Origin of the sequence: Corynebacterium otitidis ATCC 51513, assembly GCF_000296405.1 — a bacterium.
GTDB lineage: Bacteria > Actinomycetota > Actinomycetes > Mycobacteriales > Mycobacteriaceae > Corynebacterium > Corynebacterium otitidis.
This window is the reverse complement of sequence record NZ_JH815195.1, coordinates 303,692-318,420: the sequence shown is the minus strand read 5'-3', so window position 1 is coordinate 318,420 and position 14,729 is coordinate 303,692. Positions and strand designations below refer to the sequence as shown.

The 14,729-nt window shown below is 72.3% G+C and carries 12 protein-coding genes; all 12 read right to left on the bottom strand.

Annotated elements, in window-relative coordinates:
- Positions 1 to 1,794, bottom strand: a 1,794-nt coding sequence (locus HMPREF9719_RS08865) for an IucA/IucC family protein (RefSeq protein WP_004601656.1), incomplete at its 3' end; no start/stop codon positions are given.
- 83 nt (positions 1,795 to 1,877) lie between these two features.
- A complete protein-coding gene (locus tag HMPREF9719_RS08860; protein WP_004601655.1) occupies positions 1,878 to 2,684 on the bottom strand; it encodes an ABC transporter ATP-binding protein in 807 nt (268 codons plus the stop codon).
- Between the two features lie 6 nt (positions 2,685 to 2,690).
- Positions 2,691 to 3,689, bottom strand: a complete 999-nt coding sequence (locus HMPREF9719_RS08855; RefSeq protein ID WP_004601654.1) for a FecCD family ABC transporter permease — start codon at positions 3,687 to 3,689, stop codon at positions 2,691 to 2,693.
- Positions 3,686 to 4,708 (bottom strand): FecCD family ABC transporter permease, encoded by a 1,023-nt coding sequence (locus HMPREF9719_RS08850; protein ID WP_004601653.1) that lies wholly within the window; start codon positions 4,706 to 4,708, stop codon positions 3,686 to 3,688. Before HMPREF9719_RS08850 ends, HMPREF9719_RS08855 begins: the two co-directional genes overlap by 4 nt.
- A complete protein-coding gene (locus HMPREF9719_RS08845) occupies positions 4,709 to 5,623 on the bottom strand; it encodes an ABC transporter substrate-binding protein (protein WP_004601652.1) in 915 nt (304 codons plus the stop codon).
- A gap of 211 nt (positions 5,624 to 5,834) precedes the next feature.
- A complete protein-coding gene (gene crgA, locus HMPREF9719_RS08840) occupies positions 5,835 to 6,113 on the bottom strand; it encodes a cell division protein CrgA (protein WP_004601651.1) in 279 nt (92 codons plus the stop codon).
- A gap of 102 nt (positions 6,114 to 6,215) precedes the next feature.
- Entirely contained in the window at positions 6,216 to 8,204 is a 1,989-nt protein-coding gene (gene pknB / locus HMPREF9719_RS08835) for a Stk1 family PASTA domain-containing Ser/Thr kinase (RefSeq protein WP_004601650.1), read from the bottom strand.
- The gene (locus HMPREF9719_RS08830; protein WP_174269543.1) at positions 8,205 to 9,782 is read right to left on the bottom strand and encodes a serine/threonine-protein kinase; all 1,578 of its coding nucleotides are present in this window, start codon (positions 9,780 to 9,782) and stop codon (positions 8,205 to 8,207) included.
- 79 nt (positions 9,783 to 9,861) lie between these two features.
- Complete coding sequence (locus tag HMPREF9719_RS08825; protein ID WP_004601648.1) at positions 9,862 to 11,292, bottom strand: peptidoglycan D,D-transpeptidase FtsI family protein; 1,431 nt, start codon at positions 11,290 to 11,292, stop codon at positions 9,862 to 9,864.
- A 10-nt stretch (positions 11,293 to 11,302) separates the two neighbouring features.
- Positions 11,303 to 12,721 (bottom strand): FtsW/RodA/SpoVE family cell cycle protein, encoded by a 1,419-nt coding sequence (locus HMPREF9719_RS08820; RefSeq protein ID WP_004601647.1) that lies wholly within the window; start codon positions 12,719 to 12,721, stop codon positions 11,303 to 11,305.
- Positions 12,722 to 14,245 (bottom strand): PP2C family protein-serine/threonine phosphatase, encoded by a 1,524-nt coding sequence (locus tag HMPREF9719_RS08815; protein WP_004601646.1) that lies wholly within the window; start codon positions 14,243 to 14,245, stop codon positions 12,722 to 12,724.
- Positions 14,242 to 14,718 (bottom strand): FHA domain-containing protein FhaB/FipA, encoded by a 477-nt coding sequence (locus HMPREF9719_RS08810; protein WP_004601645.1) that lies wholly within the window; start codon positions 14,716 to 14,718, stop codon positions 14,242 to 14,244. Before HMPREF9719_RS08810 ends, HMPREF9719_RS08815 begins: the two co-directional genes overlap by 4 nt.
- Positions 14,719 to 14,729 lie beyond the last annotated feature (11 nt).

Here is a 14,729-nt window from a genome sequence, read left to right as displayed (position 1 = left end):
CCGCGCGACCGTCTCGCGGGCACCGGCGTCGGCGTCGCGGCGCTCGGCCTCGGCGTCGGAGGCGAGCCGGCGGGCCGCCTCGTGCAGCGGGCTGGCCCACGGTGCGTACGCCTGCTCGGTGACCGCGCCGGACAGCCGCATCGCGAGCAGCCGCTTGCGCGGCAGCTCCGGGGCGAACACCCGATTAAGCGTTGCGGCCGCCGGCCCGGGACATCCGTCGACGGCGCGCTCCCAGATCGCGAGGCGGCGCAGCTCGTCGCCCGCGGCGAGCGCGACCGGCGCCCACGCCTCGGCCGGCCGGCGGTCCCGCCCTAGCACCCGGGCCAGCGAGTCGACCAAGTTGACGAGCAGCGGGTAGGTGACCTTGTCGATCGCGGCGGAAAGCCCCGTGGCCTCGAGCGCGGTGCCGGCGATGGGTGCGAGGCGCGCTGCGGCGCCGGGCCGGCGCGCGGCCCGGGAGCCCGGCACGAGGCGGGCGCCGCCGAAGTCGCGCACCACGGCGCGGGCGGGTACCCCGTCTCTCAGCACGAGCACGACGTTTTGCGGGTGCGGCTCGAGCGCGATGCCCCATCTCGCGAGAAGCCCCAGTGCGGGGGCGACGAGCACGTCGGCGAGCGCCCGGAACCACGGCTCGGCCGACTCGCCGAGCCGGCCGCGGTGGCGCAGCTCGTAAAGAAGATCGGCGAGCACCGGGCGGCCGGTGAGCGGGTTCGCGGCGGTGAGCGCCGCGACGGGAAGCGCGACGTCGCCGTCCCGGGCGTCGGCGAGCGGGTCGCGCCGCACGAGCGAGCCCAGGCAGCGCGCCCGCCGCCCGGACGAGGCGGAAAACCTCGTCGCCCCGAGGTCCCGCGCGACGTCGAAGGCCGGCTCGTCGAGGCTCGTGCGCGGCGAGAGCCCCGCGTCCACGGCGAGGACGTCGGCCGCCTCCGCGGAGAGCAGCGGGCCGGCCGCCGCGCCCGCGGAAAAGCCCCGCACCGCGCCGGTGAGCTGCGCCTCGAGCGCGAGCTTCACGTGCGCCGCGCCCGAGCCGTCGGCGACGCGCATCGTGCGCACGCTCATGAGCGGCTCCGCGGTGGCGGCGGTGGAGAGAACAACAAGGGAACCGGCGGCGATCTCGGCCGCGAACTCGTCGCGCAGCACGTGCTCGAGCTGCCACGGGTGCGCCGCGACGACCGCGAAGCCGGGAATGCCGCGCTCCGCGAGCTCCCGGCGAAGCTTCGCGGCCGTCTCGGGCAGGACGTCGCTCAGCGCGCCGAGCACGCCCGCGCCCGTCTCCTCGACGAGCCCCGGATCGAGCGCCACGAAGCGCAGCTCGACGCGCTCGACCTGCTCGGGCAGCACGTCGCGCCACGCGTCGCCGAGGCCCAGGCACGTCTTCGCCGCCGGGTGCGCGCCGTGGCCCTCGCAGACGATCTGCTCGAGGCGCGCGAGCAGCGCCGACGGTCCCCGGTCGCCCGCCGGGCAGCGGCGCCGCGCGGCCTCGACGAGGTCGCTAAACGCGGTGGCGCTTTCCGGGTCGTGGGCGGCGCGCTCCGCCGCCCAGCGCTCGGCGATCCCGCGGCGCGCCCGCTCGAGCCCCACGACGCCGTCCTCGATCTCCGCGAGCGCCCGCTTAAGGTTGGGGGCCTCGCAGTCGAGCGCCCCCGCCTCCGCGAGGGCGGCGAGCGTGCCCGCGGGGTCCGCCCGCAGCCGGGCGCGCAGCCCGCGCGCCGGGGTGGCGAGGATCCTCTCCTTGAGCAGCGCGTCGAAGATCCGGTCGGCCACGGTGCTGGCCGCGCCGGGGGTGTCGGGCATGTCAGCTGATCCTTTCGTCCCCAGCGGCGCGCCGCGCCGCTTTATCTACGGTGGCTTGCCCCGTCGTGTCTTTAAAGGATCTCCTACGCGACGCGGTCTCGCACGAGGGCGAGGTTGTGGTAGGGCACGGGCAGCTCCCGGCCGGTCTTCGGGTCGGTGACGGTGAGGCACTCGACGTTGAAGACCCGGCTGATGAGCGCGGCGGTCATGATCTCCTCGGACTCGCCGTCGGCGACGATGGCGCCGTCGACCATCGCGACGACCCGGTCGGCGAAGCGCGCGGCGTGGGCCATGTCGTGGACGACCATGACGATCGTCTTGCCCGCCTCGTTGAGGGTCGCGACGAGGTCGAGGATCGCGAGCTGGTGCGCCGGGTCGAGGTAGGTCGTCGGCTCGTCGAGCAAAACGATCGGGGTGTCTTGGGCAAGCGTCATGGCGATGAACACGCGCTGGCGCTGCCCGCCGGAGAGCGCGCGGGCCGGCTCGTCGAGCAGGTGGGAGATGCCCGCCTGCTCGGCGGCGGTGGCGACCGCCTCGTGGTCGGCGCGGCGCAGCGCGGCGAACGCGCCGGTGTAGGGGTAGCGGCCATAGCCGATGACCTCCCGCACGGTGACGCCGTCGGGCGCGGCGGGGTCCTGCGGCAAAAAGGACAGCTGTCGGGCAAAAGCCCGCGCCGAGAGCGCCGAGGCCGGCTCCCCGTCGAGGGTGATCTCCCCGGAGGTGGGCTTCTGCTGGCGGCCGAGCGCGCGAAGGAGCGTCGACTTGCCGCAGCCGTTGGGGCCGATGAGCGCGGTGACCTTCCCCGGCTCGATGTCGAGGTCCACGTCGTGGAGAATCTCGGGGCCGCCGTATCCGACGCAAAGCCCCCGGCAGGACAGGCCGGTCGTCATGGCTATTTAGTCCTTCACTTTCGTCATCTTGAGGAGCAGGTAGATGAAGTAGGGCGCCCCGACCACGGCGATGAGCGCGCCGACGGGGATCTCGGTGGGGGCGAAGGCCCAGCGCCCGATCGCGTCGCACACGACGACGAGCGCCGCGCCGCCGACCGCGGCGACGGGCACCTGGCGCAGCATCGTCGAGCCGACGAGCATGCGCGCCGCGTGGGGCACGATGAGCCCGGCGAAGCCGAGCACCCCGGCGGCGGCGACGGCCGCGGCGCCGAGCGTCACGGCGAGCCCGACGGCGATGACGCGCCACGCCAGGGGGCTCACGCCGACCCCGCGCATCGAGGAGTCGTCGAGGCCGAGCATGTCGAGGTGGTGGGCGACGACGATGACGGCGACGACGCCGAGCGCGACGAACGGCGCGACGATCTCCGCGTCGGCGACGGTGCGGGCGTAGAGCGAGCCGCGCAGCCACGTCATCGCCGCGCCGGCCTCGGGGGCGGCGCGTACGAGCAGGAGCTGCGTGAGCGCGGAGAACACCACAGAGACCGTCACGCCGGTGAGCGTGAGGCGCACCGGGTCGGCGATGCCGCGGCCGGCGAGCAGGAACACCACCACCGCGCCGATGAGGGCGCCGACGAGCGCGACCGCGGTGAGCTGCGAGGCGGGGACCGTGCCCACCCCGAGCAGTGCGGCCACGGCGGCGAGCCCGCCGCCGGCGGTGATGCCGACGGTGTCGGGCGCGGCGAGCGGGTTGCGCAGCGCCGACTGCAGCAGCGCGCCGGCCACCGCCATGGACGCCCCGGCGACGACGCCGACGAGGATCCGCGGGGCGCGGTAGCGCCAGATGAGCGAGTCGCCGTCGACGAGCCCGGAGAGCACCTCGGCCGGCGACATGGTCACCGCGCCGATCGCCATGCCGAGCACCGCGGCGGCCGCCAGGCCGATGAGAAGTCCAACGAACACGGCGACGAAGCGGGCACGGCCCGCGGCGGCGTTCTTCGGAGTCACGGGCGCTCACCTCCCGGCGCCGCCGCGGCGGCCGTGGGCCTCTTCGGCGTGAGGTTTCGGATGCCCCAGAGCAACAGCGGGAAGCCCGCGAGCGCGGTGACGATGCCGACGGGGGTCTCCGCGGGGGCCCAGAGCGCCTGGGCGATCGAGTCGGACACGATGAGGACCGCGGCCCCGACCGCGGCCGCGACGACGATGCCGATGCGGTGGCGCGGCCCGCACACCCGGTGCACGACCACCGCGGCCATGAGCCCGAGGAAGCCGATGGGCCCGGCGGCGGCGACGCCGCTGGCAACGAGCACGACCGCGGCGCTCACCGCGCCGATGCGCAGCCGGCGCGGGTCCGCGCCCACGGAGCTCGCCACGAGGTCGCCCGCGGCGAGCGTGTCGAGGCCGCGCGCGCCCGCGATGACGAGCGGGGCGACGACGAGAAGCGCGACGATCGCGGGGATAAGGTCGTCGAGGCCCACCCCGCCGAGCCGCCCGGAGAGCCACGAGAGCACGGTGGCGAGCTGTGCCTCGTCGAGGACGAGCACGATCGAGGTCAGGGCGCTAAACAGCGCGGAGACCGCCATGCCGAGGAGCACCATGCGCTGCACGATGATCGCCCCGGAGGGGTCCGCGACGTGGCCGCGCAGCCCGATGCCCACGGTGATGGCGATGGCGATGCTCGCGCCGATGAGCGAGCCGGGCAGGATCGCCGCGCCGGTGGCGCCGCCGAGCAGGGTCGTGCCGAGCACCGCGCCGAGCGAGGCGCCGGAGTTCACGCCGGTGATACTCGGGTCCGCGAGGGGGTTGGAGGTCGCGGTACGCAGCAGGAGACCCGCGATGCCCAGGCCGGCGCCGATGACGGTCGCGGCGATGAGGCGGTCGCGGGTGACTGCGAAGACCTCCCCCTCGAGCCAGGGGGCGCTCTCCGGGCCCTCGACGCGCAGCAGCCGCCACGCGAACGTGGCGGCGACTACCGCGACCGAGACCCCGATGACGAGGGCGATCCCCCACTTTCGGGAGACGGTCATTTAGGAGTTTTCTTCGATGATCTGGTCGAGCATGGCCTCCGCCGACAGGGTGCCACGGGCGCGGGACCACACGTCCTGGTCCACGTCGACGACGTTGTCCACGACGTCGGCCCACGGGGAGGAGCGGAAGCCCTCCTGGTCGTTGTAGAGGTACATGATGTCGAGGTTCATGTCCGGCAGCTTGTCGCCGGTGAGCTCCGCGACGTCGGTCTTCGACTCGATGTTGGACTTCTCGCCGTCGTAGCCGTACTCGTAGCCCACGGCCTCGAGCAGGGAGCCCGGGAAGGACTCGCGCACCCAGGTATAAAGGGTGTTGTCGGTCCAGCCGATGACCGCGGCGCGGGTGCCCGGCTCGACGACCTGGGAGGCCTGCTCGATCTTCGACTCGATCCGCTCGCGGATCTCCTTAGCCTCGTCCTCCTTGCCGACCTTCGCGGCGATCTCGTCGACGGAGTCGAGGACGGCCTCGAAGGTGGAGTCGTCGTAGGCCTCGGTGTCGGCGATCCCCTCGAGCGTGTCGAGGATATCGGCGTGCCGGGTCGGGCTCGCGAGGATGAGGTCCGGCTCGAGCGACTCGATGACCTCGAGGTTCGGCTGCTTCGCCTGGCCGACGGACTCGACATCCTCGGAGATCTTGCCCTCGAGGGTCGGCGGGAGCTTGGAGTCGCCGATCTCGGCGATGCCGACCGGCTCGATGCCGAGGTCGACGAGGATTTCCTCGTAGCGCCAGTCGAGCGCCACGACGCGCGGCTCGTCGCCGGCGTTTTCGGAGGTGGTGGCCTCGCCCTCGGTGGATTCCTCCTCGGAGTTCGAGCAGGCGACCAGGACGCTAACGAGCGCCGCCAGCGCGGCGAGGACTGCGAACAGGCGGGCGAGGGAGGCGGCGCGCCCCCCGGCATTGGTGTTGGCAAGCATGAGCGAAGGCTAACACCGAGTTAAACGTAGCCTCAATGTTCTTAAGCTTGGTTGACCTCAAACGGGGCTAGCCGCGCGGTCCCCGGCCGCCCGCCGGGTGCCGGAGAAACGTGCGGGGTGCTGCGGATACGCGTCGGCCGCCGCGGCGGGGAGAAAAGTTCCGCGCGGCGGCGGCCGGCGATCGTCAGGGGGCCTTCTTGAGACCCGGCGGCTATTTCCAGCCGATCGTCATGAGCAGGCCCACGACCATCGTCCCGAAGCCGATGGCGTAGTTCCACGGGCCGAGCTCGACGAAGAGGGGCACCGTGTCCCCGAGCAGGTAGGAGAGCACGAGCCACGCGAGCCCCAGCCCGAGGAGCGCGAACATGAGGATCTTGTACCACAGCGGCGTGCCGCCGATGTTGATCCGCACCGGGGCGCGCTGGGCGGACGAGTCCGTCCCCGGGGCCTGCGGCAGGTCGCCCGAGTTCGTGATCTTTGACTTCGGCATGCTTCGTCGTACCTCAGGTCGTCGTGGGTTGTCTTAAGGGAAGTGTCCTTACCGAACGGGGCCCCAGTCTAGCAACCCGGCCCCGCCCCGGGCGCCGGCGAGTCAGCGCTGCAGCGCCTCGCGCAGCGCCGTGTGCCCGTCCGCGTTGGAGCGCGAGGACGACGTCGACGTCGAGCGCTTCTCGTAGAGCGTGATCTCCACGTGCACCGACTTGTCGACCTCGTCGCCGGCGGCCGGGGAGGCCGAGGCGATCGTCCGGTCGGCGCTGCTGCTGCTCGTCGGGCGCGGCTCGCGCTCCTCGATGTCGCCGGACTCGCCGCGCCAGCCCTCGCGCTTCAGCGCGTCGACGGCCTCCTGCTTCGTGAGCCCGGAGAGGTCCGGCATGACCATGAGGTTGCCGTTGGAGACCCGCACCGTGATCGTCGAGCCGCTGATGACCTCCTCGCCCGGCTGGGACAGCGCGAGCACCTCCCCCTCGGGGCGGGTCGAGTCGACCCGGTCGACGGCGACCTCGAAGCCGAGGCTCGTGAGCGTCGCCTCCGCCTCGTGGAGCTGCAGGCCCGTGACGTCCGGGATGCGGGTGGTGTCCGGCCCTGCCGATCGGGTGACGCGCACCTCCGAGCCCTTGGGCAGCTCGATGCCGGCGGTGGGGTTCTGCTCGATGATCTGCCCCTCGGGCACGTCCGCGGACGGCTCGTCGCGCACCGGCTCGCCGAGCTCGAGGCCCGCCTCGGCGAGCGCCTCCTGCGCCTCCTGGATCGTCAGGCCGCTCAAGTCCGGCACCTCGGTCTGCTCCTTGCCGGAGGAGATGACGAGCGTCACCGTCGTGCCGCGCTGCAGCTGCGAGCCGGCCTCCGGGTTCGTGGCGAGCACCTGGTCCTCGGGCACCTCAGGGTCGGGGCGCTCCTCGATCTCGTCCTGGAAGCCCGCCTCGCGCAGCTTGTGCACCGCCTCCGAGCGGTCGAGGCCCACGAGGTCGGGCACCGCGACGGTCTCCTGCTCCCGGGCCGCGTCGCTGGCGGCCTGCCACGCGCGGTAGCCCACCACGCCCACGCCCGCGAGCGCGATGACCGCGAGGATGACCGCGAGCCACACCGGCCAGCGGGAGCGCTTCTTCTTCTCCTGCTTGGGCCGGTGGCGCGCGCCCGGTTTCGGCGGGGCGGGCTCCTCGACCGGCTCGAGCGTCGTCGTCGACTCGGCCGCGCCCTCCCCGGCGACGGCGACGTGGCTGCGCGCCGCGTGGGTGACCGCGCCCCGGGCCAACAGCTCGAGGTCCTCGCCGAGCTCTTCGGCAGACTGGTAGCGGTCGGCCGGATGCTTCGCCATCGCGGTGAGCACCACCGAGTCGACGTTGACCGCGACGGTGGGCGTGAGGTTCGGGATGAAGTGGGAGGGCGCCTCCGGCTCCTCCTGCACGTGCTGGTAGGCCACCGCGAACGGCGTCTCGCCCTCGAACGGCGGGTGCCCGGTGAGCGCCTCGTAGAGCACGCAGCCCAGCGAGTAGACGTCCGAGCGGGCGTCCGCGGTCTTGCCGCGCGCCTGCTCGGGGGAGAGGTACTGCGCCGTGCCGATCACCGCGGCCGTCTGCGTCATCGCCGAGGTGTGGTCGTCGAGCGCCCGGGCGATGCCGAAGTCCATCACCTTCACCGCGCCGGTGTTGGTGATCATGATGTTCGCGGGCTTGATGTCGCGGTGGACGATGCCCGCGTCGTGGGAGGCCTGGAGCGCCTGGCAGACCGGCAGGAGCGTCTCGGCGGCCTCGGCCGGGGGGAACGGGCCGTTGTCGCGCACGATGTCGCGCAGCGTGTGGCCGAACACCCGCTCCATGACGATAAAGGGCACGCTGACGCCCTCGCGCTGGTCTTCGCCGGTGTCGTAGACGGCGACGATGGCGGGGTGGTTGAGGCGCCCGGAGTTCTGCGCCTCCCGGCGGAAGCGCTCGCGGAAGTTCACGTCTCGCGCGAGGTCCACCTTGAGCATCTTGAGCGCAACCGTGCGCCCGAGCAGCAGGTCCTCGGCCTCGTAGACGTCGGACATGCCGCCGGTGCCGATCACCTCGCCAATCTCGTAGCGGTCTGCGATTGTGTTCACTTACCTTCTCTCCCTAGGAAGCGCCCCGTAGAGGCCGCCCAGGCCGCGCTCGGAGTCAAGATAATCGTGCATCCTATCGCCGTCCAGGCCGGAAGGCGCACTCGTGGGCGCCGGGGAGGAGCCCTCGGTCGGCGCCGGCGCCGTCGGCTGGGTGGGCTGGTGGCTGCCCTGCGTCTGCTCGTCGCCGCCGTCGTCCTCGTCGTCGCCGGGCTGGGTGGGCGGCGGCTGAATCGGGGCGGTCGGGCTGGGCTGCGGCTGCTGCGGCGCGGGCTGCTGGCTGGGCTGCTGCGGCGCCGGCTCCTGCTGCCGGCTCGGCTGCTGCGGGGCGGTCTCGCGCACGGTGGTGGTCTCCGTCTCGCCGGGCAGCGTCGTCGTGACGATCGTCTCCGAGGGCTCCTCGCCCCCGGTTGAATCGAAGACGCCCGCGGACCACGCCCATGCCCCGGCCGCGACGAGCGCCGCGGCGGCGACGGCCGCCGCGATGCCCGCGCCGCGGCCGGACTTCTTCGCTTTCTTCTTGGCCGAGGGCTTGGCGCCCGGGGCTCCGCCGCGCCGCGCCCCGGCGGCGGCCGCGCGCGTTTCCTGCGCGCGGGCCACGCGGGTGGCCTCCGGGAGGATGGTCGTCGGGCGGGCGGCCTGGCCGAGCAGCTCGGTCGTGGCCGACGGGGTGGGCTCCTCGGCCTCGCCCTGCAGTGCCGCGGACGCGGGCTGCGGCGGGCGGTTCCCGGCCCTGACCTCCTTGATCGCCAGGGCGAACTCGTCGCCCGAGGCGAAGCGGGTGGCCGGGTCCTTGCGCAGCGCGATGGAGACGAGCTCGCGGGCCTGCGCGCTGATCGAGGTGGGCAGCGCCGGCGGCTCGTCGTTGATGTGGGAGAGTACCACGGAGACCGACGAGTCGCCGCTGAACGGGCGGCGCCCGCCGAGCACCTCGTAGCCGACGACGCCGAGGGAGTAGACGTCGGTCGGCGGGCCCACGGAGAGGCCCTGGGCCTGCTCCGGGGAGATGTACTGCGCGGTGCCCACGACCATGCCCGTGCGGGTGAGCGGCACGGCCTCGGCGGCCTTGGCGATCCCGAAGTCGGTGATTTTCACCTGCCCGGACTGGGTGACGAGAAGGTTGCCGGGCTTGATGTCCCGGTGGATCATGCCGAGCCGGTGGATGACCGAGAGCCCGTGGGCGGCCTGCTCGAGAAGGTCGAGGCTGAGCTCCTCGTCGAGGGAGCCCTCCCGGGCGATCAGGTCGGCGAGCGTCTCGCCGCGCACGTACTCCATGATGATGAAGCAGTGCGTCGTGCCCGCCTGGTCGGTGACCTCCCGGTAGTCGTAGGTCGCAACCACGTGGTCGGAGTCGATGGCGGTCGCGGCCTTCGCCTCGTTGCGGAATCGCTCGAGGAATTCCGGCGCGTTGGAGAACTCCGGGCGCAGCGCCTTGACGGCGACCTCCCGGTCGCGCGCGACGTCGTCGGCGAGCCACACGGTGGACATGCCGCCGTGGCCGATGACCCACTGCAGCCGGTAGTCCTCGCCGAGGAGGAGCTGCAGGCGCTCGCGCTCGGGGTCGCGGCCCGGCCCGGCCATGATCTCGGTGTCGTCGCTAGCCACGTCGCCTCCTTCTCAACTCCTCACTCGTCGTTTCCCGTTCTACCGTGCCCGGCCGCTAGCCGAGCGCCGCCTGGATGACGGCGCGGCCCAGCGGCGAGGCGACCTTCCCGCCCGTGGCGGATTGGCCCTGCCCGCCGCCGTCCTTGACGACGACGGCGACGGCGATGTCGGCGTCCTCCGTGGGGCCGAAGCCCACGTACCACGTGTGGGGCGCCTCGCCCTCGGCGCCGTGCTCCGCGGTGCCCGTCTTCGAGGCGATGTCCTCCCCGTTGTAGCCGGTGGTGTTCTTCTCCGACTCGATCATGAGCCCGCGCAGCTGGCCGGCGATATCCTCATCGACCGGGGCGTTGAGCTCCTTCGGCTCGATCGCGTCGATCTCGTTGAGGTCCGGGCCGGTGATCCGGCTGACGACGTGGGGCTCCATGCGGTGCCCGTTGTTCGCGACGGTCGCGGCCATGACCGCGGCCTGCAGCGCCGACATCGTCACGTCGCGCTGCCCGATCGCCGACTGGCCGACCGCCGCCTGGTCGGGCAGCTCGCCGAGCTCGCCCGAGGAGGTCGGAAGGCCTAAGTCGTAGTTCTCGCCCACGCCGAAGTCCTCGGCGGTGGATCGGAACTCGTCCTCGCCGACCGCGAGGCCGAGCTGCACGAACGCGGTGTTGCACGAGAGCTTGAACGCCGTCTCGAGGCTCACGTCCGAGCCGTCGGTGCACGCGTTGCCGTTGTAGTTCGTCAGCTCGGTCTCCGTGTTGGGCAGCGTGATCTGCGGGGCGCCGGTGAGCTGGCTATCGACCGTGTAGTCGCCCTTAAGCCCCGCGGCGGCGGTGATGATCTTGAAGATCGAGCCCGGCGGGAGGGTCTCCTGCGCCGCGTGGTTGAGCAGCGGGTTCGACGGGTCGGCGTTGAGCTCCTCCCACGCCTGCTCGGCGGTGTCGCCGTTGGCGAGCAGGTTCGGGTCATAGGACGGCGTCGAGGCCATCGCCACGACCTCGCCGGTCGAGGGCCGAATCGCGACGATCGAGCCCTCGTAGCCGTTGCTCGCGAGCTGGTCGTAGGCGACCTGCTGGACGTTGGGGTCGAGGGTGAGCTCGACGTTGTTGCCCGCCGGGTTGTCGCGCGTGAGGTGATCGAGCAGCTGCCGGGCGTAGAAGTCCGTGCCGTTGAGCACCCCGTTGTAGGTCTCCTCGAGCTGGGAGGTGCCGTACACGTCGGAGACGTAGCCCGTCACCGGGCTGAACTCCACGGCCTGGTCGCCGTACTCGCGCTGGTAGAGCTCGTCGGCGTCCTGGTACGACGACGCGAGCGTCGCGCCGCCGGCGATGATCTGCCCGCGCGGGGTGGACTTCACCTCGAGGAAGTTGCGCTGGTTCGCCGCGTTGAGGGCGTACTTCTCCTGGGAGAAGCCCTGCACGATCGTGAGCTGCAGGATGAGCGCGAGGACGAGGACGAAGGAGAACGTCGCCGTGTGCGAGATCGCCTTGTTCACCGGGGATCACCTACTCCGAGCTCGAGGAATCGGGGACGCGGGGGATGTAGCCCGTCGAGGGGCTGTCGTGGCGCTCGCCGGCGGCCGGCTGGGCGTCCTGGCGCTGGGCGCGCTCGGCCTGCTCCTCGGCGCTGGGCTGAGGGCGCTGCGCCGAGTCGGAGATCCGCATGAGGATCGCGAGCAGGATGTAGTTCGCCATGAGCGAGGAGCCGCCTGCCGACATGAACGGCGTCGTCAGGCCGGTCATGGGCAGCAGGGCGCTGATCCCGCCGACGACGACGAACACCTGGATGATGAGCGTGAGCGACAGGCCCGAGGCGACGAGCTTGCCGTAGCCGTCGGAGACCTGCACCGCGGCGCGCAGCCCCCGGGTGACGAGCACCGCGAAGAGCAGGATGATCACGGTGAGTCCGAAGAGCCCGAGCTCCTCGCCGACGGCCGCGAGGATGAAGTCCGACTCGACGACGGGGATGAGCTCGGGGTAGCCCTCGCCCAGCCCGGTGCCGGTGAACCCGCCCCAGGACAGCCCGAAGAGCCCCTGGGAGAGCTGGTAGCCCGTGCTGTCGAAGTTCGCCAGCGGGTCGATGAAGTTCGAGAAGCGGTCCTGGATCTTGTCGGAGATGAAGTAGATCCCCGCCCCGCCGATCGCGACGAGCGCGACGCCGATGATGAGCCACGAGGCCCGAGACGTCGCGAGGTAGATCATCCCCAAAACCGTGACGAAGAGCAGCAGCGCCGGCCCGAAGTCGTTGGAGACCCCCATGATCGCGATCGCGACGGCCCAGACGAAGAGCACCGGCGCGAGGTCCCGAAGCCGCGGGAAGTCGATGCCGAAGATCCGGTAGCCCGCCACGGTGAACAGCGCGCGCTTGTTGACGAGCAGCTGCGCGAAGAACAGCAACAGGAGGATCTTCGAGAACTCGCCCGGCTGGAGGCTGAACGGCCCGATGGTGATCCAGATGCGGGCGTCCGCGTTGATCGCCGCTGGCCACACGAGCGGCAGCGCGAGCAGCACGAGCCCGACGAGCCCGAACAGGTAGGAGTAGCGCGCCAGCGGCCGGTGGTCGCGCACCAGCGTGAGCACGAGGGTGAAGAGCACGACGCCGACGAAGCTCCACAGCACCTGCCTAGAGGCGAGCGTCGAGCCGTTGGCGAGGTCGATGCGGTAGACCATGACCAGCCCGATCCCGTTGAGCAGCGCGGTGACCGGCAGCATGATCTGGTCGGCGTGCGGCGCGATGAAGCACAGCGCGACGTGCGCGAGCGCGAAGAGCCCCACGAACCCGGCCAGCAGCCCGGCGAGCTCGCTGATGACGGCCTCGCCCGAGGACACCTCGAGCGCGGCGAGCATGACCGTGACGACGATCGCCGCGGCGATGAGCAGGCCGATCTCGATGCGCCTCGAGACCAGAGTCTTGAGCACCTGCATCTAGTTCACCTCCCGGCAGTCGGCCCCGCTGCTCGGCCGGGGCTTCTCGGACTCGGTCGGGTCGTCTTCAGCCGGCGACCCGGAGCCCGAGGGGGATTCCCCGGACTCGGTGGCCACGCACGGCGGCAGCGCCTGGTCGGCGAGCCGGCGCAGCTGGCCGGTGACCTCCTCGTAGCTCCCGCCCGGCAGCCCGCTAACCGAGCGCCTCGCCGAGTCGGGCAGGTCGTCGAGCGTGAACGTCGGGCAGGAGGCCTCGCCGCTCGACTCGGCGCCCGTGATCCGCAGCGAGCCGTCCTTGGTCAGGCACGCCTTCTGGTAGGGCTCGTGGAGGTCGCGGCCGAAGAGCGAGGAGTCGATGCCGCGCTCGATCTGCAGCTCGCCCTCGGCGTTCGCGCTGATGAAGTAGTTGCCCTGCGCGTAGCTCAAGGCCGCCCAGCCGCCGCCGAGGACGGCGATGAGCACGAGGAGCGCGACGATGATCGCCCAGGTCACCTTGCGGCGCGGGTGAGGCTCCTCGTCGTCCTCGCTGTCGCCGTCGTCGTCGGTGGCGACGCGGTTGCTGCGCGGGTGGTCGCGGACCTCCCCGCTCGCGGCGATGGTCTTCGGCATGCGCCGCAGCGCGGCCGCCCTACTCGCCGCCGTGTCGGGGCGGGCCGGCTCCTGGTCGGAGTCGACGAGCGCGCCGACCTTGAGCGGCCGGCCCTCGCCCGGCTGGGGAGAGGGCTCAGTCGCGCCCTGCTCGGCGACCTCCCCGACGACGACGGTGACGTTGTCCGGGCCGCCCGAGCGCAGCGCGAGCTCCACGAGCCGCTGCGCGGCGTGCTGCGGGCTGCCCTCGCCGAGCGCCTCCCGGATGGTGTCCGGGGTGACCGGGTCGGAGAGCCCGTCCGAGCACAGCAGGTAGCGGTCCCCGGGGCGCGCGTCGAGCACCTGAAGGGTCGGCTCGACGGGCCGGCCCGTGTAGGCCTTGAGGATGAGCGAGCGCTGCGGGTGGGTGGAGACCTCCTCCGGGTCGAGCTGCCCGGAGGCCACGAGCGACTGGACGTAGGTGTCGTCGATGGTGATCTGGGTAAGCTCCCCGTCGCGCAGCCGGTAGCCGCGCGAGTCGCCGACGTGGCAGAGCCCCAGCCGGGTGCCGTCGAACATTAAGGCGGTGAGCGTGGTGCCCATGCCCTCGGTCTCGGGGCGCTCCTCGATGGTCTCGGCAAGCGCCCGGTTCGCGGCCTCGGCGGCGCCAGCCATGAGCGCGAGCATCGACTCGCCGGGCTGCTCGTCGCCGGTGCGCGCCGCGGCCGCGGCGTCGCGGCCGGCCTTATTGGCGGCCTCCTCGACGAGCTCGGTGACGTCGCGGTCGAGGTGCTCGAGGTGGGTGATGAGGATCTGCGAGGCGACCTCGCCCGCGGCGTGGCCGCCCATCCCGTCGGCGAGCGCGAGGAGGTGCGGGCCGGCGTAGGCCGAGTCCTCGTTGTTCGAGCGCACCAGCCCGCGGTCCGAGTAGGCGGAGAAGCGAAGTTCGAGCGTCACGAGGCCAACCTCACCGTCGTGCGCCCCACCCGGATGTCCTGGCCGACGTCGACCCGCTCGGGCTGGTCGATGCGCGCGCCCGAGAGGTGGGTGCCGTTGCGCGAGTCGAGGTCCTCGACGAACCAGTGGTTGCCGCGGCGGAAGACGCGCGCGTGCCTGGAGGAGGCGTAGTCGTCGCCGAGCACGAAGTCGCAGTCCTCGCTGCGACCCAGGACGAGCTCGTCGATCGTGGAGATGTCCATGTGGGAGCCGGCGAGCGGCCCCTCGACGATGGTGATGCGCGTGGCGGGCTCGCCGCGCCGCTGCGCGGCGGCGCGCGGCTGCTTCCTCGAGGGACGCCCGGAGCGGGACCGGCCGCTCGAGCCGACGGCCTTCGTCGAGTCCCGGCGCATGGCGCGCACCGCGAGGAACACGAACAGCCACAGCAAGACGAGCAGCCCGATGCGGAAGCCCGTGACCACGAGTGAATCCATGTGTGCCTCCC